This window comes from Arthrobacter sp. HS15c (assembly GCF_040812005.1).
GTDB lineage: Bacteria > Actinomycetota > Actinomycetes > Actinomycetales > Micrococcaceae > Arthrobacter.
The window spans coordinates 56898-77104 of sequence record NZ_JBFOHM010000011.1; the positions used below are offsets into that span (position 1 = coordinate 56898).

Here is a 20207-nt window from a genome sequence, read left to right on the forward strand (position 1 = left end):
CATGCAGAATTCCAGGGGCCGCCGCCGTGCGGCAGGCCCCGCAGCAGCGCCCCGCGTTGCCGCAGCAGTGGCCGCGGACAGGCCCCGGGATCCACAGCGCGATGCGCGCCGCCGCCGGGGCCCTTTCCGGCAGATCACCGATTTCGCAGCCGCCAGCGGCGTAGGCCAAAAGGCCGGCATCGCCCTAGCGGCCACCGGCCTGGTCCTCACCGTCACGGTGCCGGCCACCAGCCCCGTGCTGGCCACGCCCGACGCCGGCCAGCAGGCTTCGGCTGTTTCCGCAGCTCCACAGCCTGAAATCTCTGCCGAGGCAGCCGCAAGAATCGACTTCAGCCGCTCCTCCGTAGTCACCCAGGGTGATCCCGACGGCAAGCTCAAGCAGCTCCTGAGCGCCCAGTCGGCGGGCTCGATCACCAGGGCCGCATCCGCAGGCAGCCTGGGCGCCCCGCTGGCAAGCCTGGTCACGGCCTCCCCGTTCGGCTACCGTGTCAGCCCCATCACTGGCGGTACGGGCGACTTCCACCGCGGCCAGGACTACGTGGCCCAGTGCGGCACCTCGGTCCTGGCGGCGGCCAGCGGCACCGTGACCTTCGCCGGATGGCACCAGTACGGCGGCGGCAACCGCGTGGTGGTGGATCACGGTAACGGCCTGGAAACCACGTACAACCACCTCTCGTCGTTCAACGTCAAGGTAGGCCAGACAGTCAGCCGCGGCGACGTCGTGGCCCTCAGCGGCACCACGGGCGCCTCCACCGGCTGCCACCTCCACTTCGAGGTCCAGGTCAACGGTGAAGTCGTTGACCCCACCGGCTGGCTCTAGCCAAAATGATGGCAAACTCTCACATTCGCATGACATGCCGTGACCTGAATGTGACATTCGCTCCGAACTCCTGTACCGTCTAACTTGCGTCAACTTTTCCGAAGTTGACGTTCTTGAGTGGATTGCCTAGCTCTGCCACCGCTCAAGGTCCGTTCGCATGACATCGTCTGGCAGGGGCGGGGGAACCAATTTTGGTCTTCGAAGTCTGAAGGCCTTGGGGTTAAGTCGCAAAGCTTCTTAGGAAGCGGCGTGGCCGGGTGAACTCCCATCCGAATCCGACAGCTCACCTCGTAGGCATTGGGAGAGGCTACCTTCGTGTCTTCACGCCATAATTCTGCGCGTCACCGCGCGCAAACGGTTCGCACCAACCCTTTGGACTCCGTGTCCAAGGCTGTCAGTGCGAATGCCGGGACCGTAGGTCGCCAGGCTGCTGTCATCGCAGCTGCATCAGGTCTGATCCTGAGCATGGGGCTTCCGGCCAACGCAGCGGACACCACCGCTGGCGTATCAGCATCCACCGAGTCCGGCTCGCAGACTGCCCTTGCCGTCACCGCTGCCCCCACGGCCACCGTCTCCTTCGAACGCCCCGTGGTCAAGACCACCCCGGCCCCGAAGGTCGAGACGGTCCGTGCGCAGTCCACTGACACGGAACGCAATTCCGAGGCAACGGCCACCACAGCCAGCAAGCTGAAGGACGCGGCATCCTCCGCGGCCGCATCCGGTCTGGCAGCAATCGCCTACACCGGCATCGGCCACCCCTACGTCTGGGGCGGCACCTCTCCCAGCGGCTGGGACTGCTCCGGCTTCACCCAGTGGGTCTACGCCCAGGCCGGTATCAGCATTCCGCGTGTGAACGCGTGGACGGCCATGACGCCAACCTCAACACCGTCTCCCGGTGACCTTGTTATGCAGAATGGCGGCGCGCACGTAGGCATCTACGTCGGCAACGGCATGATGATCAGCGCCCTGAACCCGTCACAGGGAACGCTGCTGCACTCCGTGGCCTCCACCGGCGGCGGATCCTTCTACACCATGAAGTAGAAGAACCGCCCCCCGCTAGAACACTTTTCGCTAAATCCCCGTTCGGGGTGTGCCGGCGTACCCCCAAGATGCCGGCGCACCCAAAGCCCTTGGCCTGCCTGTGCGGTCCTAAGGAAAACGAAAGAGAGAAATAATGACTACACGTGCAACTGTTGCACGGCACCGCGCGGAGGTCACCAAGACCAACTCGCTGGCTGTCATTGCCAAGGCCGTCGGCGACAACGCCGGTGGCATGGGTCGCCAGGCCGCGGTTATCGCTGCTGCCTCCGGCCTGGTCCTGACCAGTGGTATCGCGGCCAACGCTGCAGACACCAACGTCCAGCGTGAATCCGCTTCCGCGTCCAACCTTGAGGTTGAGGTTTCCGCTCCGGCCATCATCTCGGCTGCTTCCACCATTGCCATCTCCTACGAGAAGCCCGCCGTGACCACCACGCCGGCTCCCGTCGTTGAAGCACCCGAGCCCGTAGCTGAGGCCCCGGCTCCCGCTGCCCAGGCCGTTGCCACTGTCAAGGTAGCCGCAGCCGCAGCCCCCAAGGCACCGGTCGCCGCCAGCAGCAAGGGCCAGGCCATCCTGTCCGCAGCCTACGCCCAGCTGGGCGTCAACCAGGACTGCACCATGCTGGTCACCAACGCACTGGCCGCCGTGGGCATCAACTTCCACGACTGGCCCGCCGGCTACCTGTCCCTGGGACAGACCGTGAGCGCCGCCGAGGCCCAGCCCGGCGACCTGATCTACTACGCCGACGGCGGCGCGGGCGTTGCGCACGTAGCTGTCTACGCCGGCAACGGCCAGGCGGTGCACGGCGGCTACAACGGCAACCAGACCGTTGTTTTCAGCGCCAACGTCGGCTCCGGCCCGGTTTTCATCCGCGTCCGCTAATCTCCACGGCAACGCTTCGCAAGGACCCCCGCCCTACGGCGGGGGTCCTCTGCTTTAACGGCCCCCTCAGGGTCACGGGCCCGGCAGCCGACCGTCGACACGGGCACACCCCAAAACTGCGGATTAGTTGATCCCGGCTTTCTTTGTTTACTCTTGTGGTGTCGATCCATAGCCCGGACATGCCGAGGGCAGCCGGCCCTCGCGCCCCTGACGGGTGCGGCCGTGAAGAGGTACGTGCATGCGCACTCTCGTTCTGAATGCTGGATATGAACCGCTGGCGGTAATCACCTTCCGCCGGGCGCTGGTCCTTGTGCTCACAGGGAAGGCAAGCGTTGTAGCGGAAGGCGAGGACCCTGTAGTGGGGCCACAGGAGATTCTGGGCCGCCCGTCCGTGATCCTCCTGAACCGCTACATCCGCCCCCGATACAACCAGTCCACTGCCGTGAGCCGCCGGGGAGTGCTGCGCCGGGACGGGCACAGATGTGCATACTGTGGCAAAGCGGCGCACACCATCGATCATGTCCAGCCCAAGTCCCGCGGTGGCGCCGATTCCTGGGAAAACCTGGTGGCCGCATGCCTGCGCTGCAACAACGTGAAAGGTGACCACACGCCGGGGGAGATGGGCTGGAAGCTCCGTTTCATTCCGGAACCACCGCACGGCACCATCTGGCAGATCAAGGAACTGGAAAAGCCCACGCCGGCGTGGGACCCCTTCCTCCTGCCCGAAAAAGCTGCCTGAACCAATTCCTCCCGGCCCCGCTAGGCTGGGATCGTGCTTTTTGATGCCTTCGAATTCGACGCCGTCGTCCTGGCGGGCGGCCGCTCGTCGCGGCTGGGCGGCGTGCCCAAGCAGGCGCTGACGTACGACGGCGCCACCCTCCTGCAGCGCTCCCTGGCCGCGGCGGCAGGCGCGCGGTCGGTAGTGGTGGTAGGCCCGGACCCGGGCCCATTGCCCGGGGGGGTGGTCACCTGCCGGGAGGAACCGCCGTTTGCCGGGCCGGCGTCGGCAATTGCCGCGGGCTTGGCCGCGCTCGGTGGAACGGCCGGGCCGCGTCCGCCCTTCACCCTTCTGCTGGCCTGCGATATGCCAAACGTGGGCGTTGCGGTTGAAGCCCTTCGTTTGGCCCTTCGGCCCGGCGACGGCGCCATGGCCGTCTCGCCGGACGGACACCGCCAGCCCCTCGCAGGTTTTTACAGCACCGCGGCACTGCAGCGTTCCGTGCAGGACCTCGTCTCCCGCGGTGCCTTAATGAACGGCTCTGTGTCCGCTCTCCTTGCTAGGCTGGACGTGCAGCTTGTCACCGTCCCGGCGGGCTCCACGGATGACGTGGATACCTGGGATGATGCCGCCGCGCTTGGAGTGGCCGGCCGGGAACCATGACCAGGTTCCGGACCTGCGTGGCCGCAGTTGAATTGGGAGGCAATCAGTGAAGAGCCAGGATGAGACGCTGGAAGAATGGTGCAGGGCGCTCCTTCAGGCCTACGAGCTCGAAGACGTCCAGATAGACGTTAACGCCATCCTTTCGCTTGCCGGAGTGGCTGCGCATTCCGTGGTGCGGCCGGCCGCGCCGCTGACCACCTTTATTGCGGGCTTTGCCGCAGGACTTGCCACCGGCTCGGGCCAGGCAACGGACGCGGCCTCCATGTCGGTGGCCATGGACGTGGCCCGCACCCTGGCCGCGGGCTACGATTCTGCCTCCGCCGGGACCCCCGGCGAATGACGGCTGGCCCCGGCGACAACGACGAAGCACCCAAGCAGGACGCACAGGACGAACCCGCCAGGCACCTCGCCCATACCTGGGAGGAAGCCCGCCAGGCTGCCTTCGGCTGTGCCGCGCCGATACCGGCCGGGCGGGTCCCGTTGCAGCAGGCCCTTGGCCGGACCCTTGCCGGGGACATCACCGCGCTCCAGGACATGCCGCACTACGCCTCGTCCGCCATGGATGGCTGGGCGGTTAACGGCACCGGCCCCTGGATCCTGGCCGAGGCCGGCCAGCGGCTGGCGCCGCACGAGGCCAGCCCCATCGTCACCGGCGGCCTGATACCGGCCGGCGCCAAAGCCGTACTCCGCAGCGAGAGCGCGGTCCTGGGCAAAGACGACGACGGGCTGCCCGTCCTGATGGTCGGCGGCGGCGCACGTCCCGGCGAACCGAAGAACGGCCAGCACGTCAGGAAAGCCGGCGAGGAAGCATCCATGGGTGACGTGCTGGTCAAGGCAGGAGCCACCCTCAACCCGGCCCACCTGGCAGTGGCGGCCCTGGCCGGCCACGACGACCTGCTGGTGCAGGGCAAACCGGTGGTCAAACTGCTGCTGACCGGATCCGAGGTGGTGACCCACGGGATGCCGGCGCCCGGGCAGGTCCGTGACACGTTCGGCCCCCAGCTGGCCGCCGTCGTCGACATGCTGGGCGGCATCCCCGCCGGGCAGGAAAAGATCGGCGACTCCTACGGGGAATGGCTCGCAGCCCTGGAGGACGTGGCCGAGCCCGGCGGTGAGGTTGCCGCCTTCCCGCCTGCCGACGTCGTCATCACCACCGGCGGCACCGGCCGCTCGGCAACCGACCACCTTCGCCGGGCCGTCGCCGAACTGGGCGGCCGGCTGGTCATTGACGGCATCGCCATGCGTCCAGGCCACCCGGCCGTCCTCGCGGAACTGCCGGACGGCAGGTTTGTCCTCGGGCTACCCGGCAACCCGCTGGCCGCCATGATGGCGCTGTCTACCGTGGGTGCTCCGTTGCTCGCGGCCCTCGGGCACGGGTCCATGCCGGCTGTCCAGGAAGTGCCCTCCGGAACCACCGTCGAGCCGGATCCCGGACGGACCCGGCTGATGCCGTTCCGGCTGCTCTACGGCATGGCATCGCCGGCCCAGCACACCGGCCCCGGCATGATGCGGGGGCTGGCATCGGCCGACGGCGTGATGGTAGTGCCTCCGCACGGAGTGCAGCTCGGTGAAACAGTCCCGGCGTTCGCCCTGCCCTGGGGTCCGCCGCTCGACACCCCCGCACCACCCGGAGCCAAGGCCAAGACCCCTGCACGGGCTGCCCGTAAGGCAGGCTCCAAGCCGGCGGCACCGGCAGGCCCTGTGGACTGGAGTGCACTCCTGGGCTGACCGTGGCGTGGCTGGCTTAGTGCCGTTGCCCTTGCAATGATGGAGTCATGAACAGGCACCCTGCCCATTGCCGGCAAGTACGGGACACACTGCAGGGCTTCCGCTCCCGGTCCAAGGAACAGCCATGGGCCGCGTAACGCAGCGCCGCAAGGTCCACCGCTACGTGCTGGACGGGTCGCCCCAGGCCCTCGAGTTCCCCGTGCGGCATCGGGAGGACACCCTGGCCGTGGAGGAACCCCTGGAAATCCGGCTGGGCTCCCTCTCCTTTTCGGTCACGATGCGCACTCCCGGCGACGACTTCGACCTCGTGGCCGGATTCCTCGTGTCCGAAGGGATCATCTGGACCCCCGAGCAGCTGGTGTCGCTGCGGTTCTGTGCCGGGGAGGACGAAAACGGCGTGCAGACGTTCAACGTCGTGGAGGCCCAGCTGCGCCCCGACGTCGAGGTCCCTACGATCGGCCGGAATGTCTATACCTCCAGCTCGTGCGGAATCTGCGGCACGGATTCGATCGAGGCCGTCCGGAAGTCGTCGCACTACAGCCCCGCAGCTGACCCAGTCTCGGTGCCGGCAGCCATTCTTGCTTCGCTGCCTGACCGCCTTCGCGAGGCCCAGGCGGTCTTTGACGTCACCGGGGGAGTGCACGCTGCCGGACTGTTCAGGATAGGGGACGACGGCGGGGTGGAGCTTTTGTGCCTCCGCGAGGATGTGGGCCGGCACAACGCCGTGGACAAGGTGGTGGGTTGGGCCCTGCGGGAGCGGATGCTTCCGCTGTCCGGCCTGGTGCTCCAGGTCTCCGGACGGGCGTCCTTCGAGTTGGTGCAGAAGGCGGCGCTGGCCGGCATCCCCGTGCTGGCCGCCGTCAGTGCGCCCTCCAGTCTGGCCGTGGAGCTCGCGGAGGCGAGCGGACTGACCCTGGCCGGGTTCAGCCGGGGGACAAGCCTGAACGTTTATGCCGGGCAGCACAGGATTACTGTGCCAGCTCCGGCTGAGAATCCGGTGCGGGTCCGGGGATAAAAAACTGGTATGGAACCGGGCCCGCGGAGGCTTGGTTATTACGCTACTAAGCAGTAGATTTTATCCATCGAATGGACACTTTGATCCAGTTTCAAGCGTTAAAGAGGGCTTACATTGCATGACGACCGACGGATCACGGAAGTCCGCCTGGACCGTTTCGTACGCGAACGGATCATCCCCGCTGTCTACACACGCAGCGTTCCACTGACCCTGAGCAGCTGGGATGTGCTGGACGAACCGGTGACCGTGATGGAGGCGCTTCGGCACGACTTTGTGCCCCAGGAGCCGGGTGCCGCCTGGGGCAAGCCCTGGGGAACCAAATGGCTGAGGCTGCAGGGTGACGTCCCGGAATCCTGGGGCACCGACCCCGACACCACGGTGGAAATCGTGGTGGACCTTGGCTTCACCAACGAGACCCCGGGCTTCCAGTGCGAGGGGATCGCGTGGCGCCCTGACGGCACCATCATCAAGGCCATCTCGCCGCGGAACCAGTACATCCCGCTGAAGCTGCTGGGCAGCGGCATGGCCGTGGACTTCTACGTCGAGGCAGCAGCCAACCCTGACGTCGCGCAGGGCTGGACCTTCGCTGCCACCCCGTATGGTGACAAGGCCACGGCCGGCACGGCACCGCAGTACCGGCTGGGCAGCATCGCCATCGCGGAACTCAACCAGACCGTATGGGAGCTCCAGCAGGATATCTGGACCCTTGCCGGGCTGATGCATGAGCTCCCCATGGAGCAGCCCCGGCGCCACGAAATCCTCCGCGCGCTTGAGCGGATGATGGACGCCATGGACCCGGACAACATCGCCGGCACCGCCGCCGCCGGGCGCCAGGTGCTGGCGGAGGTACTGTCCAGGCCGGCCTACGCCTCCGCGCACCACCTTATGGCCACCGGCCACGCCCACATCGACTCCGCCTGGCTCTGGCCGGTGCGCGAAACCATCCGCAAGTGCGCCAGGACCTTCTCCAACGTGGTGGCCCTGATGGATGAGGACCCGGACTTTGTGTTCTCCTGCTCCTCGGCCCAGCAGCTGGCCTGGATGAAGGAGTTCTATCCGGAGCTGTTCGGCCGCATCCGGGAGAAGGTCAAAGCCGGCCAGTTTGTGCCGGTGGGCGGCATGTGGGTGGAATCGGACACCAATATGCCCGGCGGCGAAGCCATGGCCCGCCAGTTCGTCGAGGGCAAGAGCTTTTTCCTTGACGAGTTTGGTGTCGAGTGCCGCGAGGCCTGGCTGCCGGACTCCTTCGGCTATTCCGCCGCCCTGCCGCAGATCGTGAAGTCGGCCGGCAGCCGCTGGTTCCTCACGCAGAAAATCTCCTGGAACCAGGTCAACCGGATGCCGCACCACACCTTCAACTGGGAAGGGATCGACGGCACCCGGCTCTTCACGCATTTCCCGCCGGTGGACACGTACAACTCCGAACTCAGCGGCCGGGAGCTGGCGCACGCCGAACGCAATTACCGCGACCACGGGCGCGGCTCCACCTCGCTGGTTCCGTTCGGTTATGGCGACGGCGGCGGCGGACCTACCCGCGAGATGCTGGCTGCCGCGCACCGCACCGCGGACCTGGAAGGATCGCCCAAGGTCCGTGTGGGATCCGCCGAAAGCTTTTTCACCCAGGCTGAGGAAGAGTACACCGCCCTGCCTGTGTGGGTGGGCGAAATGTACCTGGAACTCCACCGCGGGACCTACACCAGCCAGGCCCAGACCAAACGCGGCAACCGCCGCAGCGAGCACATGCTCCGCGAGGCCGAACTCTGGTGTGCCACCGCAACCGTCCGCACCGGCGGGTCCTTCGCCTACCCGGCGGCAGAGCTCAAGCGGCTCTGGCGCCTGGTGCTGCTCCAGCAGTTCCACGACATCCTGCCGGGCAGCTCCATCGCGTGGGTCCACCAGGACGCCGAACGGAATTACGCCGCCATCAGCGCGGGCCTTGAAACCCTCATTGCGCAGGCCGCGGCGGCTCTGCTTGGTGAGGGCACGCAGGAGTTCCTGCTCAACGCAGCGCCGCACTCCCGCGAGGGTGTCCCCGCGCTTGGTGCCGCCATCCGGCAGCCCGCCGGCCCGCCCGTCAACGTCTCGGAGCAGGACGGCGGATACGTGCTGGACAACGGCAGAATCCGCGCCGTCCTGGATGCTGACGGACTCATCGTGTCCCTCTCGGATTACGCCAGCGGACGCGAAGCCATAGCGCCCGGTCAGCGCGGCAACCTGCTGGAGCTCCACCGGGACACACCCAACGAATGGGACGCGTGGGACATCGACGAGTTCTACCGCCGCAACGTCTCCGCACTGAGCCAGGCGCAGGCGGTGCGCCTGGAGACTGACGGCCGGTCCGCCGTCGTGGTTGTGGAGCGCCTGGCAGGTTCATCCCCGGTGGCGCAGCGGATCACGCTGGCTCCGGGCAGTGACTCGCTGGCCATCACCACGTCCGTTGACTGGCAGGAGAGCGAAAAGCTCCTCAAGCTGGGCTTCGCGCTGGACGTCCGGGCGGACCGGTCAGCCGCCGAGACGCAGTTCGGCCACGTCTTCCGCCCCACCCACGTCAATACCTCGTGGGAAGCCGCCAAGTTTGAAATCTGCGCCCACCGCTGGATCCATGTCGCCGAACCGGGCTACGGCGTGGCCGTGTCCAACTCGTCCACGTACGGGCACGACGTCACCAGGAACATCCGGGAGGACGACGGCGGGACCACCACCACCGTCCGGCTCTCGCTCCTTCGGGCCCCCAAGTTCCCTGATCCCACTGCCGACCGAGGGCACCATGAGCTGACGGTCACCGTCCGCCCCGGCGCCGGCATCGCCGACGCCGTGGAGGAGGGGTACCGCACCAACCTGGCGCCGCGGATCGTGCGTGGGGCCAACCCGGCGGAACCTCTGTTCACAGTGGGCAGCACGGCGCTGGTCATTGAGGCCGTGAAGCTTGCCGAGGACGGCTCGGGAGACGTTATTGTCCGGCTCTACGAATCCCTGGGCCAGCGCTCGGCCGGGTTGCTGACGGCCAACTTCCCGGTCCGGGAGGCCTACGCCACGGACCTGCTGGAACGGTCCGCGGAAGCGCCCGGAGTCACTCCGGACGGGCAGGGCAGGGTGGCGCTGTCGCTGCGCCCGTTCCAGCTGGTCACGCTGAGGTTCGCCCGCTGACGCCTGGGCCTGCCGCGCACGGGCCCGCTGAGATTCCTGCCACCCCCGGGAATATGCATATGCATCTATTGCTTGAATAAGGCATGGAACTAGGAATCTTCAGCTTCGGGGACATCCACCGGGATCCCGTGCGCGGCACCGCGGTGTCCCCAGAACAGAACACCCAGGATCTCCTTGAGCGGGCCCGCCTCGCGGACCAGGTGGGACTCCACTACTTCGGGGTGGGCGAGCACCACCGTACTGACTACTCTGTCACGTCGCCTGCCACCGTGTTGGCGGCTGCGGCGGCGCAGACGCGGCAGATCAAAGTGGGCAGCGCGGTCACCGTCCTCAGCACCGAGGATCCGGTGCGCGTCTTCCAGCAGTTCGCCACTATTGACCTCATCAGCCAGGGCCGCGCGGAGCTGACGGCCGGGCGGGGGAGCTTCATTGAGTCCTATCCGTTGTTCGGCGCCCGCCTGGAGGACTATGACGCCCTCTACGAGGAGAAGCTCGAGCTGCTGCTCCGGCTCAACGCACAGGAGCGGATTACCTGGAGCGGCGAGTTCCGTTCCGGCCTGGATGATGCCCTGATCCTGCCGCGCCCGTTCCCCGCGGCGGACGGCAGCCGCGAACTGGATATCTGGATCGCCACCGGCGGCACACCCCAGTCGACCGTGCGCGCCGCGGCCCTGGGCAAGAACGTGATGTACGCGCTGCTGGGCGGATCCCTGCGGAACTTCGAGCGCCATGCCGCGCTGTACCGGCAGACCGCCGTCGAACATGGATTCGGTGCGGCCGGGCTGAAAGTGGGCGTCAGCGCTCCGGGGCTGGTCCTGCGGGACGCTGCGTCAGGCGCGGGCCGGGCGAAGGAAGCCTTCCGGCCGTACTGGATGGACACCATGCGCCGGATCTCGGCAGAGCGCGGATTCCCAACCCCCAGCGGTGTCACGTACAACATGGAGGCGGCGCCCGGCGGGGCGCTGTTCGTGGGCAACCCGGAGGAGGTGGCCGAAAAAATCGTCAGGATGCACGAGCATATGCAGCACGACCGGCAGATTTTCCAGCTGGACCTGTCCTCGGTGCCGCAGGAAACGGTGCTCGAAGCCATCGAATTGCTGGGCACCGAGGTGCTTCCTCTGGTCCAGCGGGAGCTGGGGCCCGGTGCTGGAATGGAAGCCCGGACCGTGAGCCAAAACGCGCCTTAAACAGGCTGAGTGGGGGCGGTCCCCAACGGCCGCCACCACTCATCCCCCCAATGTGTGCAAAGGACCCTGAGGCGCAACGTCTCAGAATTTATCCCCGTTCGTAAACGCCCCGCGCCTCGCCTTCACACATTCATGATTGTTTCACATTCTAATGATTTTGTGAATTTGCCGAGGTTACTTTTCAGTAAAAGTCCCTGGCCTCGCCGCGCTGCGGCCGTAGCGGACCCTGGCCGCCCAGATGAGCGCCAGTCCCACAACGAAGCAAAGCACCGCGGTGTAGTTGACCACGAATTTCGCAGGGCCCCAGCCGGAAGGCATTACCGGGAAGAGCAGTGTCAGGGCGATGGCCACTGCTCCGACGGCCAGCAGGAAGGCTGCGCTACGGATTGCCACTGGGAGCGAACTGCGGAGGGCCCGCACCATGGCCGGCAGCAGCACCAGGGAGACATACGCGGGATACGCCCTGCCGGCCGCACCGTAGTATTCCACCAGCGCGGCATCGATGCCGCCCCGCGTCGAGATTTGTGCCAACCCCGACGACGATCCTTTTGAATCCATCAGCAGGAACACACCCACCACGGCCAGTGAGACCAGGGCAAGGACCGCCATCCCCGTACGGCCGGTCAGCAGCCGGTATCCATCGGTGGCGCCGAACCCCCGGGTGACACGGATGCCAACGCAAAGGATGGCGGCGAAGATGACGAAGCGCAGGATGAGGTTTGCCAGGTTGAAGCCCCCCAGGGCCTGGTCAATGGCGACGTAGGGCGCTTCGATGCTGAGGAGGATGGCCAAGGTCATCAGCGCGAAGATCCAGAACAGGGTCCGGTTCTCTCCCCGCACTGCGCTGGGAACCCGGGCAACGGCAATCAGGCCGCAAATGGCAAGGGTGGACCACTGAAGGATCTCGATCATCCCAGGTTCTCCCAGATTTTGTTGGTTTGTTCTTGGTCGTGTTCCTGGCGTTTCAGGGTCTTGCCCAGGGCCTGCAGCCGGTCTCCGGCCAATGTGGTCAACTCGCCGTCGGGCAGGCCGTCCAGGGCCGCCTGCCGGGCATCAGGAGGCCAGCCGGCCTCGGCCTCGGTGATCAGCCCCGTGGCCACCAGCCCGCCGGCCGGTCCGACGCCGGCGGCCAGGGAAGTGGCAATGGCCAGTTCGGGGGACAAACGGTTCGCCGTCAGCTGTGCCGAATAGTTTTGCGGCGCCACGCCGGTGGCGGCCGAGACGCGGTGCCGCAGCTCGCCGTCGTCGATCGCCTCAACCCAGTTCTTGACCGAGGTGGCGTGCGGCGCAAGGCTCAGCGGCGGCCGCTCCGCGGACCTGCCGGCCGGATCCACCGCCGAGCGTGACAGCACGGCCCGCAGGAGGTCCGGGGTGGAGATCTGGCTGACCAGTTCACAGCGGGTGGGCGGGGCCGGGACCGCCAGCTGGCTGTAGGCCTCGAAGCCGGCGAGGGCGGACACGGGATTGACGCCGTAGGCGCGGCTGATGCTGACCACGGTGGTCTCCGCGACTTTCCCGCGGACCAGCTGCTGGGCAAGGGTGGTCCGTTTGATCCCGGAAACCCGGCAGACGTCGGCTGTGCTGGCGTCGGGCGCAATGCCGTGCAACCAGCGCTGGAACGCCTTGGCGGGGAGGGGCATGGAGTGCTCTCTTCAGAACGGATGGATACCACAATTTTAGCCTGCCGGGCGTGTGGGGATTTTACGCCGACTACCGATTCGACTATGCTTGATGGTCGAGCCCGTTGGTCCGTACACCCCCCAAGTCCGGACCAGCGGGTTCTTTTATGCCCTGCCGCGCGCGGGGCGGAATCACCCGGGTTTACCGCGAATTACCGCGGTTTTCTGCGGCTTTCCCGGAAGAACAACCCGGGCCGCCGCCCCAGCGGGATTCCCCGCGGTCCGGCAGCATCGAGAGGATGGACCCCATGACTGCAACCCTTGTTGCCAAAGACCTTTCCGGAGGCCATGACCACCGGACGCTCTTCTCCAAGCTTTCGCTGACCGTCTCCCCGGGTGACGTCGTTGGCGTGGTGGGAGCCAACGGTGCCGGCAAGTCCACCCTTCTGCGCCTTCTCGCCGGAGTGGACCAGCCGCAGGGCGGTTCGGTCAGCCTAGCCCCGGCTGATGCCTTCGTGGGGTGGCTGCCGCAGGAGCACGAACGGGTGGCTGGCGAGACCGTCGCCGCCTACATCGCGCGCCGGACCGGCTGCGCCCAGGCGACCGTGGAAATGGAATCCACCGCCGAAGCGCTCGGATCAGGTGCCGCCGGGGCAGACGATGCCTATTCCCTGGCCTTTGACCGCTGGATGGCCTCAGGCGCGGCGGACCTCGATGAACGCATCCCGCCGGTGCTCGCGGACCTGGGCCTGGAAACCGGCCCTGACGCTCCCATGACCGGGCTCTCCGGCGGCCAGGCCGCCCGGGTGGCCCTTGCAGCCCTGCTGCTCAGCCGGTTCGACATCGTGCTGCTGGACGAGCCCACCAACGATCTGGACCTCGCCGGCCTGGCCAAACTCGAGGCGTTTGTGCAGGGCCTGCGCGGCGGTGCGGTGCTGGTGTCCCATGACCGTGAGTTCCTCGCCCGCTGCGTCACCACCATCGTGGAGCTGGACCTGGCCCAGAACTCGGTTGCCGTCTACGACGGCGGCTACGAGGCGTTCCTGGAGGAACGCGCCGTGGCACGCCGCCACGCCCGGGAACGGTTCGAGGAGTTCGCCTCCACCAAAGCGGACCTCGTCTCCCGGGCCCGCACCCAGCGTGAGTGGAGCTCCCAGGGCGTGCGGAACGCTATGAAGAAAAGCCCGGACAACGACAAGATCCGCCGCGCGGCAAGCACCGAGTCCTCGGAGAAGCAGGCGCAGAAAGTGCGGCAGATGGAATCCCGGATCGCCCGGCTGGACGTGGTGGAGGAGCCGCGGAAGGAATGGCAGCTGCAGTTCACCATCGGCCAGGCGCCCCGGTCCAGCGCTGTGGTGGCAACCTTGCGGGACGCCGTCGTGAACCAGGGCGACTTCACCCTGGGGCCGGTCAACCTTCAGCTCAACGCGGGGGAGCGGATCGGCATCACCGGCCCCAACGGAGCGGGCAAGTCAACGCTGCTTCGCCTCCTCCTGGGAGTCCAGGCCCCGGACGCCGGCAACGCCGCCATGGGCGCCTCCGTGGCCGTCGGCGAAATCGACCAGGCCCGCGGTCTGCTCGCGGGGCACCTGAAGCTGGGTGACGCCGTCGAAGCCGTACTCACGAACCTCACACCGGCGGAAGTCCGCACCCTGCTGGCCAAATTCGGGCTGAAGGCGGACCACACGGCACGCGCCGTCGATTCCCTCTCACCCGGCGAACGCACCAGGGCCGCCCTGGCCCTGCTGCAGGCCCGCGGGGTAAACCTGCTGGTCCTCGACGAGCCCACCAACCACCTGGACCTGCCAGCCATCGAACAGCTCGAGGAGGCCCTGGAAAGCTACGAGGGCGCCCTGCTGCTGGTCACCCATGACCGGAGGCTGCTGGAGAACGTGCGGCTGGATGTACGGTGGAATGTGGACAACGGGACAGTAACTGAGATCATGACCGGCGCAACGGAGCAACAGCGATGAGCATGGAACGCGTGGCCTGGGGATCCCTCTACAACATCACCCGGGCCAAGAGCGGCTCCAAACCGTTCTCCAAGGAAACCCTGAAACGGGTCCTGGGCTTCGCCCGGCCGCACCGGACAAAACTGATCGCGTTTGTGGCCCTCTCCATCGTGATGGCGTTCCTCGCCGTGGCAACCCCGGTCCTGGCGGGCCAGGTGGTGGACGCCATCGTGGCCAAGGCCGGCACCGGGGAGGTCATCCGGCTTGCCGTGCTGATCGCCGTCGTTGCGGTGGCCGAAGCGGGCCTGGGACTGGTGAGCCGCTGGCTTTCCTCCACGATCGGCGAAGGCGTGATCGTGGACCTTCGCACCAGGGTCTTTGACCACGTGCAGAAGATGCCCATCGCGTTCTTCACCCGCACACGCACCGGCGCACTGGTCAGCCGCCTGAACAACGACGTCATCGGGGCACAGTCCGCCTTCGCCGGCACCCTCTCAGGCGTGGTCAGCAACGTCGTGGCGCTGGTCCTGACGCTGATCGTGATGCTCGGGACGTCCTGGCAGGTCACCGTCCTGGCCATGGTCCTGCTGCCGATCTTCCTGATCCCCGCCCGCCGGATGGGATCCCGCCTCGCGGACCTTCGGCGTGAGGCCGCCGAACACAACGCCGCCATGGGCACCCAGATGACAGAGCGGTTCTCCGCCCCCGGCGCCACGCTGGTCAAGCTTTTCGGCCGGCCGGACGAGGAATCCCGCGAGTTTGCCGTCCGGGCCGGCCGGGTCCGCGACATCGGTGTCCGCACAGCCATGCTGCAGTTCACCTTCGTCACCGCACTGACGCTGGTATCGGCACTCGCCCTGGCACTTGTCTACGGCCTGGGCGGCTGGCTGGCTATTGGCGGCCAGCTCGCCGCCGGCGACGTGGTGGTGCTGGCGCTTCTGCTGACCCGCCTGTACGCGCCGCTCACGGCCCTGTCCAACGCCCGCGTGGAAATCATGAGTGCCCTGGTCAGCTTTGAGCGGGTCTTCGAAATCCTGGACCTCAAGCCGCTGATCCAGCAGAAGCCCGACGCCGTGGAGGTGCCGGCCGGACCGGTCTCCGTGGAGTTCGATGACGTCCGCTTCGCCTACCCCGCGGCGGACAAGGTGTCGCTGGCCTCGCTGGAGGAGGTTTCCACCCTGGACACCCGCGGCGGCGAGGAAGTACTGCACGGCATCAGCTTCCGGGTGGAACCGGGGCAGACCGTGGCCCTGGTGGGCTCTTCCGGCGCGGGAAAGTCCACCATCGCGCAGCTGCTTTCGCGGCTGTACGACGTCGACTCCGGCGCTGTCCGGCTCGGCGGCACCCTGCCGGGCTCCGGGCTGGACGTCCGGGACGCCACGTTCGACTCGGTGCGCGACACCCTGGGCATGGTGACCCAGGACGGTCACCTTTTCCACGAGAGCATCGCCTCCAACCTCCGGCTCGCCAAGCCGGACGCCACCGACGACGACATGTGGGAGGCCATCCGGCAGGCCCGGCTTGAGACCATGATCCGGTCACTGCCCGACGGCCTGGACACCGTGGTGGGGGAGCGGGGATACCGGCTTTCCGGCGGTGAACGCCAGCGCCTCACCATCGCCCGGCTGCTGATCTCCCAGCCCAGGGTGGTCATCCTGGACGAGGCGACTGCCGCACTCGACTCCACCAACGAAGCCGCCGTGCAGGCGGCCCTGGGCGCCGCGCTCGAGGGGCGCACCGCCGTCGTGATTGCCCACCGGCTGTCCACCATCCGTGCCGCCGACGTGATCCTGGTGGTGGAGGACGGGCAGATCGTGGAGCGCGGGACGCACACGGAGCTGCTCGCGGCCGAGGGGCGCTACGCGGAGCTGTACCGGACGCAGTTCGCCGAGGCCACGGCCGTGGCTGAGGAAACCGTTCCGGAGTACTAGCGGCCCACCTTCCCCAACTGAGTAGCAGCAGATGTCGTTTTGAGCCCTCAAAACGACATCTGCTGCCACCTACTTGGGGCCGGGGCGGAGCGCGGCCAGTTCCGGCAGGATGTGGTCCGTCAGGAGCGGCGCGAGGTCCCGCGGCAGCGGGGCGCCCTGATCCAGCGCGGCCAGGTCCAGCCAGCGGATCTCGGCGATCTCGGCTGAAGGGTGCGCCGTCCAGGTCCCGGGCGCTGTGAACACCGTGGCTTCAATGTCCGTGGCGGCCTCGTTGGCGGCGTCGGCGATCCACACGCCCATCAGCTGCAGATCGGCCGGATCGACGACTATGCCGACCTCCTCCTGGAGCTCCCGGGCCGCGGCGTGGACGGCGCTTTCGCCCGGTTCGGGCTTGCCGCCCGGGTGCATAAACATGCCGGTGCCGCGTTTGCGGACGGTCAGGAGCCGGCCGGCGGCATCGAAAACACAGACGGCGGAGACAACAATGCGGGCTTTCACGGCTCCGAGCCTAGCCGCTTCAGACCACCCGCCGCAGGGCCGAGGCCAGCAGCAGGTCCTTGCGCGGCCCGCTGACGTCCCAGGTGTAGCTGAACCGGTCCGGACCCTCCAACGCATACGCGACGCGGTATGTATCGGGGTCGCACCAGTGGTTGTCCAGGTTGGCTTCCGGCGTGAAGCTCATCCGGTGGAACGGCCGCCCGTCGGCAAAAAACACGTCCAGGGCATCGGGATGTTCGGCGGGTTTGAGGAGGTACTCGCGGGTGGCGGGGCCTGTGAAGGTGGGCCAGCGCATGGTGCCTTCCTCGCGGAAGGCCAGGCCGCCGTCGTCCGTGGGGGAAAAATGTACGACGCCGGAAAAGGTTCCGCGGGTGCCTGCTGCCCGGTCCAGCAGTTGCCGTTCAACGGCCCAGTGTCCGGCCTGCGAGGGACCAAGCAGGTAGGCGCGGAGGTCGAAGTCAGGCCCCGTCTGCCTGGCAGCCTGGGGTTCGGGAAGGTTCAAGTGCCCTCGATTGGAATCGAACCAACGACACCGGCTTTAGGAGAGCCGTGCTCTATCCACTGAGCTACGAGGGCGCGTATCCGCTGTTCCGGCAGGGCCGGTCCGTCCGGACACGGATATAAGCATACAAGGTGGGAGGCCGTACTACGCTCTTGGCATGAGATCAGGCCCGACGTCCGCTCCAGCCACCGCTTTCATCCCGGACACGGCCTCCACCCGGCAGTACATCGGGGCCTGGTCCGTCCTGAGCGTGCTGCAGTACTTCGCCGCGGAAACCGGGGTGATCGGGGCGTGGGCCGGTCACCAGCCCTACGACCGGCGGACCGGGTACATCAGCGACCTGGGCGCGGTTAACTGCGGGATCTACGACGGCAGGGACGTGTGTTCGCCGCTGCATTGGCTGATGAATGCCTCGTTTATCATCCAGGGGCTGGGCATGCTCCTCGGGGCGCTGCTGCTGGGTTCCGGGCTGTTGTGCGTCGCGGCCAGGGCCGGAGCGCGGGTCCAGCCAGGACGCGGGAAGCACTGGCTGGCGGCTGCCTGGGTACGGATCCTGACCGGCGCTGCCGGTGCCGGGACCATCGTGGTGGGCCTGGTTCCGGAGGACGCCGGATCGGCCTTCCACTTCATCGGCGCGGTGACGTATTTCCTTGCCGGCGCGGGTGCCCTCCTGGTGCTGGGCGTCCTGTGGCTGCGGCAGACTCCGCTGGGGTGGTTCATCCTGGCATGCGGCGTGGTGTCCCTCGCCGCGCTCGCAACGGGCGGGCTGACGGGCATGGACGTGCCGGAGCCGGGCACGCTTGAGAGGCTGATGGGCTACCCCGTCACGCTGGGCGTGGCGGCCTCGGGCCTGGTCATCGCGCAGCGGGTCCACCGGCACCGGAAAGAGCTGCGCGCCCGCGCTACTGCGGCGGGGCGGGCCTAGCGGGTCCGGCGGCCGGCTTCTTGCCCAGGAACACCGCCGCGGCCCCGGCCAGCAGGCTGAGGACCAGCAGCACCCACCCCGCAACGGTGAGGCCGGACGCCAAGGCGACCTGGCCGGCGTCGGGCATTTCCGCTGCCAGCGCCGCGTCGATGGCGACGTTGCCCCACAGCCGGACCACCACGAACAGCAGCGGTACGGCCCAGAGGACCCAGCGGACGGCCTTCCTGGCCACATTGGTCCCGATCAGCAACAGCCACGTGAAGCCAAAGATGAGCGGGAAAAGGGTCCCGGCGGTCTTGTGGACGTAGTTGAGCTGGCCGCGGGCGTCGTCGTTCATCGCGGTGTGCAGCTCGCCGACGTAGGCCGTGTCGAAGCCGCCCAGCAGGGAGTCGGGCATGGCCGGCTCGCCGGAGACGTCCCGCAGTTGGTCAAGGGTCAGCAGGTGGACGTACCAGAACAGGAAAAGACTGACCACCACGCCCGCGATGACAATCAGGTTGCTGTTGTTCCGGGCCTTCTGCGGCGACCGGTCAGTGGTGGGGTTGATGACCGGCGGGAGGTGGTGCTGCGGAACAGCTGCCTTGGAGCCGTGCTTCTTGATCCGCTGCGCAGGAGTTTTGGCCATGGCACCATTATCCCGCCCCATAAACTGGGGTCATGACCATAGGCCGGCACAGCGCTGTTGAACTTGACCCCTCACTGGACGACTACCAGCTCGCGGCGGCGCTGGTCCGGGAGGCGGGCCAGCTGGCCCTGCTCATGCGGATGGCCGGCCTGCAGTCGCAGCAGAAAACCTCCGTCTCCGACGTTGTGACCGCCGCGGACCACGCGGCCGAGGCCTACGTCCTGGAACAGCTCCGGCGCTGCCGGCCCGAGGACGGCATCCTCGGTGAGGAAGGCGCATCAGTCCAGGGGACCAGCGGCCGGACGTGGGTCATCGACCCCGTGGACGGCACCTACAACTTCCTGCATGGCTCCACCTACTGGTGCTCCGCGATCGCGCTCAAAGACTCCTCAGACGTGCTGCTCGGGGCGATCTTCCAGCCTGAGGAGGACAAACTCTGGCTTGGCGGCAGCACCCGGCACGCCACCCTGAACGGCGAGAGCCTGGGCGTCTTCCGCGACAACCACGGATCCCGCAACGGCACCCCCGTGGCAGAACTCGGCGCGGCCACCTACATCCACCCCACCTGGCTGATGGATCCGCTGTGCGCCATGCCCTGGCACGCTGCGGCCACGTCCGCCGCTGCCCTGCGGATGCTCGGCTCGGGATCCTGCGACCTGGGACGGGTGGCCGACGGCCAGCTGGGGTGCTGGTTCCAGCACAGCTGCCCCGAGTGGGACTGGCTGCCGGGCAAGGCAATCGTCCGTGCCGCCGGCGGCGCCACGGACACGGTCCGGATCAACGGCCTGGACTGGTTCATGGCCGGAGGCACGACGGCGGTGCGCGAGCTGCGTGCGGCTCTGGAGTCCGGCTCGGTGGCCTGAGTCCCGCCTCCGGAGCAGGGAAACGCCGGGCGGACCTGGAGTAATCCACAGGCCGGAAGTGAGTGTCGGCCCCACCGCCTAGACTTGTAGGCA

At 67.5% G+C, this 20207-nt stretch carries 19 protein-coding genes, 1 tRNA gene and 1 riboswitch; of the genes, 14 read left to right on the forward strand and 6 right to left on the reverse strand.

The window, feature by feature from the left end; translation table 11 throughout:
* Position 1 precedes the first annotated feature (1 nt).
* The 10 genes from ABV518_RS18215 (at position 2) to ABV518_RS18260 (ending at position 11199) form a co-directional block, all read left to right on the forward strand.
* Positions 2–820, forward strand: coding sequence for a M23 family metallopeptidase (locus tag ABV518_RS18215; RefSeq protein ID WP_131134220.1), 819 nt, complete (start codon positions 2–4; stop codon positions 818–820).
* A 148-nt stretch (positions 821–968) separates the two neighbouring features.
* Positions 969–1131: riboswitch (cyclic di-AMP (ydaO/yuaA leader) on the forward strand.
* A gap of 70 nt (positions 1132–1201) precedes the next feature.
* The gene (locus ABV518_RS18220) at positions 1202–1861 is read left to right on the forward strand and encodes a C40 family peptidase (RefSeq protein WP_367769749.1); all 660 of its coding nucleotides are present in this window, start codon (positions 1202–1204) and stop codon (positions 1859–1861) included.
* Between the two features lie 133 nt (positions 1862–1994).
* Entirely contained in the window at positions 1995–2741 is a 747-nt protein-coding gene (locus tag ABV518_RS18225; protein WP_367769752.1) for an NlpC/P60 family protein, read from the forward strand.
* Between the two features lie 238 nt (positions 2742–2979).
* The gene (locus ABV518_RS18230) at positions 2980–3480 is read left to right on the forward strand and encodes an HNH endonuclease (protein WP_131134136.1); all 501 of its coding nucleotides are present in this window, start codon (positions 2980–2982) and stop codon (positions 3478–3480) included.
* 33 nt (positions 3481–3513) lie between these two features.
* Positions 3514–4122, forward strand: a complete 609-nt coding sequence (locus ABV518_RS18235; protein WP_367769756.1) for a molybdenum cofactor guanylyltransferase — start codon at positions 3514–3516, stop codon at positions 4120–4122.
* Positions 4123–4168: 46 nt separating this feature from the next.
* Complete coding sequence (locus ABV518_RS18240) at positions 4169–4462, forward strand: DUF6457 domain-containing protein (protein WP_367769758.1); 294 nt, start codon at positions 4169–4171, stop codon at positions 4460–4462.
* Positions 4459–5850, forward strand: coding sequence for a molybdopterin molybdotransferase MoeA (locus tag ABV518_RS18245; protein WP_367769760.1), 1392 nt, complete (start codon positions 4459–4461; stop codon positions 5848–5850). Before ABV518_RS18240 ends, ABV518_RS18245 begins: the two co-directional genes overlap by 4 nt.
* Before the next feature lie 124 nt (positions 5851–5974).
* Positions 5975–6865, forward strand: coding sequence for a formate dehydrogenase accessory sulfurtransferase FdhD (fdhD, locus tag ABV518_RS18250; RefSeq protein ID WP_367769763.1), 891 nt, complete (start codon positions 5975–5977; stop codon positions 6863–6865).
* A gap of 114 nt (positions 6866–6979) precedes the next feature.
* Positions 6980–10012, forward strand: a complete 3033-nt coding sequence (locus ABV518_RS18255) for an alpha-mannosidase (protein ID WP_367769766.1) — start codon at positions 6980–6982, stop codon at positions 10010–10012.
* 83 nt (positions 10013–10095) lie between these two features.
* Positions 10096–11199: an LLM class flavin-dependent oxidoreductase gene (locus ABV518_RS18260; protein ID WP_367769769.1), complete on the forward strand. Its 1104-nt coding sequence runs from the start codon at positions 10096–10098 to the stop codon at positions 11197–11199.
* A gap of 174 nt (positions 11200–11373) precedes the next feature.
* On the opposite strand, the gene ABV518_RS18265 is transcribed toward ABV518_RS18260, so the two are convergent.
* Together ABV518_RS18265 and ABV518_RS18270 are read right to left on the reverse strand one after the other, a co-directional pair.
* On the reverse strand, positions 11374–12111 hold the full coding sequence (locus ABV518_RS18265; protein ID WP_367769772.1) for a hypothetical protein: 738 nt from the start codon (positions 12109–12111) through the stop codon (positions 11374–11376).
* Positions 12108–12839, reverse strand: coding sequence for a hypothetical protein (locus ABV518_RS18270; RefSeq protein WP_367769775.1), 732 nt, complete (start codon positions 12837–12839; stop codon positions 12108–12110). The genes ABV518_RS18265 and ABV518_RS18270 overlap by 4 nt, the downstream gene beginning before the upstream one ends.
* 287 nt (positions 12840–13126) lie before the next feature.
* Between ABV518_RS18270 and ABV518_RS18275 the strand changes: the two genes are divergently transcribed.
* Together ABV518_RS18275 and ABV518_RS18280 are read left to right on the forward strand one after the other, a co-directional pair.
* On the forward strand, positions 13127–14791 hold the full coding sequence (locus ABV518_RS18275) for an ABC-F family ATP-binding cassette domain-containing protein (protein ID WP_367769778.1): 1665 nt from the start codon (positions 13127–13129) through the stop codon (positions 14789–14791).
* A complete protein-coding gene (locus ABV518_RS18280) occupies positions 14788–16701 on the forward strand; it encodes an ABC transporter ATP-binding protein (protein ID WP_367769780.1) in 1914 nt (637 codons plus the stop codon). The genes ABV518_RS18275 and ABV518_RS18280 overlap by 4 nt, the downstream gene beginning before the upstream one ends.
* Before the next feature lie 69 nt (positions 16702–16770).
* Here the strand turns inward: ABV518_RS18280 and ABV518_RS18285 are convergent, their stop codons facing one another.
* The 3 genes from ABV518_RS18285 to ABV518_RS18295 all read right to left on the reverse strand — a co-directional run bounded on the left by ABV518_RS18285 (position 16771) and on the right by ABV518_RS18295 (position 17775).
* Positions 16771–17199 (reverse strand): NUDIX domain-containing protein, encoded by a 429-nt coding sequence (locus ABV518_RS18285; RefSeq protein WP_367769782.1) that lies wholly within the window; start codon positions 17197–17199, stop codon positions 16771–16773.
* A gap of 19 nt (positions 17200–17218) precedes the next feature.
* On the reverse strand, positions 17219–17701 hold the full coding sequence (locus tag ABV518_RS18290) for a DUF6314 family protein (RefSeq protein ID WP_367769784.1): 483 nt from the start codon (positions 17699–17701) through the stop codon (positions 17219–17221).
* A 1-nt stretch (position 17702) separates the two neighbouring features.
* Positions 17703–17775: transfer RNA gene (locus tag ABV518_RS18295), tRNA-Arg, on the reverse strand.
* Positions 17776–17858: 83 nt separating this feature from the next.
* Here ABV518_RS18295 and ABV518_RS18300 point away from each other — a divergent pair.
* Positions 17859–18626, forward strand: coding sequence for a DUF998 domain-containing protein (locus tag ABV518_RS18300; RefSeq protein ID WP_367769787.1), 768 nt, complete (start codon positions 17859–17861; stop codon positions 18624–18626).
* Here ABV518_RS18300 and ABV518_RS18305 read toward each other — a convergent pair.
* The gene (locus ABV518_RS18305) at positions 18604–19251 is read right to left on the reverse strand and encodes a hypothetical protein (RefSeq protein ID WP_367769790.1); all 648 of its coding nucleotides are present in this window, start codon (positions 19249–19251) and stop codon (positions 18604–18606) included. The genes ABV518_RS18300 and ABV518_RS18305 overlap by 23 nt on opposite strands.
* Positions 19252–19283: 32 nt before the next feature.
* Here ABV518_RS18305 and ABV518_RS18310 point away from each other — a divergent pair, with 32 nt between their 5' ends.
* Positions 19284–20114, forward strand: a complete 831-nt coding sequence (locus ABV518_RS18310) for an inositol monophosphatase (RefSeq protein ID WP_367769794.1) — start codon at positions 19284–19286, stop codon at positions 20112–20114.
* Positions 20115–20207 lie beyond the last annotated feature (93 nt).

Bases quoted from the DNA above. Each gene is read 5' to 3' on its own strand.
- ABV518_RS18305 (WP_367769790.1), bottom strand. From the start codon at position 19,251: ATGGCCAAAACTCCTGCGCAGCGGATCAAGAAGCACGGCTCCAAGGCA.
- ABV518_RS18230 (WP_131134136.1), top strand. From the start codon at position 2,980: ATGCGCACTCTCGTTCTGAATGCTGGATATGAACCGCTGGCGGTAATC.
- ABV518_RS18260 (WP_367769769.1), top strand. From the start codon at position 10,096: ATGGAACTAGGAATCTTCAGCTTCGGGGACATCCACCGGGATCCCGTG.
- ABV518_RS18310 (WP_367769794.1), top strand. From the start codon at position 19,284: ATGACCATAGGCCGGCACAGCGCTGTTGAACTTGACCCCTCACTGGAC.
- ABV518_RS18280 (WP_367769780.1), top strand. From the start codon at position 14,788: ATGAGCATGGAACGCGTGGCCTGGGGATCCCTCTACAACATCACCCGG.
- ABV518_RS18265 (WP_367769772.1), bottom strand. From the start codon at position 12,111: ATGATCGAGATCCTTCAGTGGTCCACCCTTGCCATTTGCGGCCTGATT.
- ABV518_RS18225 (WP_367769752.1), top strand. From the start codon at position 1,995: ATGACTACACGTGCAACTGTTGCACGGCACCGCGCGGAGGTCACCAAG.
- ABV518_RS18300 (WP_367769787.1), top strand. From the start codon at position 17,859: ATGAGATCAGGCCCGACGTCCGCTCCAGCCACCGCTTTCATCCCGGAC.
- ABV518_RS18270 (WP_367769775.1), bottom strand. From the start codon at position 12,839: ATGCCCCTCCCCGCCAAGGCGTTCCAGCGCTGGTTGCACGGCATTGCG.
- fdhD (WP_367769763.1), top strand. From the start codon at position 5,975: ATGGGCCGCGTAACGCAGCGCCGCAAGGTCCACCGCTACGTGCTGGAC.
- ABV518_RS18245 (WP_367769760.1), top strand. From the start codon at position 4,459: ATGACGGCTGGCCCCGGCGACAACGACGAAGCACCCAAGCAGGACGCA.
- ABV518_RS18275 (WP_367769778.1), top strand. From the start codon at position 13,127: ATGACTGCAACCCTTGTTGCCAAAGACCTTTCCGGAGGCCATGACCAC.
- ABV518_RS18215 (WP_131134220.1), top strand. From the start codon at position 2: ATGCAGAATTCCAGGGGCCGCCGCCGTGCGGCAGGCCCCGCAGCAGCG.